Source organism: Frankia tisae (assembly GCF_025403405.1).
GTDB classification, from domain to species: Bacteria; Actinomycetota; Actinomycetes; order Frankiales; family Frankiaceae; genus Frankia; species Frankia tisai.
The window spans coordinates 1-463 of sequence record NZ_JANEZT010000803.1 but is presented as its reverse complement, the minus strand read 5'-3'; the positions used below and the strand labels follow the sequence as shown (position 1 = coordinate 463).

Below are 463 nucleotides of genomic sequence, written 5' to 3'. Positions count from 1 at the left end.
ACCGGCACCCCGGCGTTGATCGCCAGATATGCCGCCCCCAGCCGGAACCGGCCCCGCGCCCCGTCCTTCGACCGCGTCCCCTCCGGGAAGATCACCAGGTTCCAGCCGTCGCGCAACAGGTCCATCGGCGTCGACGACGGCGCCCCGCCGCTGCGGTCGATCGGCACCGTCGCGAACGCCAACGCGCTGCCCGCACCCCGCCACACACTGTCGAAGAAGTAGTCCGCCGCCGCCGTCACCGCCGTGCGCGAACGCACCCACCCCGGCAGCGAACACAGCAACAGCGGCGCATCGAGATGACTGGTGTGATTCGACACGATGATCACCGGGGTGTCGCGGACGGTGTCGAACACCTCACCGCCGTGCGCGTGCGCGGTCAACGAAGCGTGCAGCAGCGGACTCATCACCCCACCGAGGAACGCCGACCGGGTCGCGCGCGCCGCGCCGCTACGCGCCCACCCGG

The 463-nt window shown here is 71.7% G+C and carries 1 protein-coding gene; it reads right to left on the bottom strand.

The window, feature by feature from the left end:
* On the bottom strand, window positions 1–463 hold a 463-nt coding region (locus tag NBZ85_RS31760; RefSeq protein WP_261563496.1), incomplete at both ends, for a lysophospholipid acyltransferase family protein.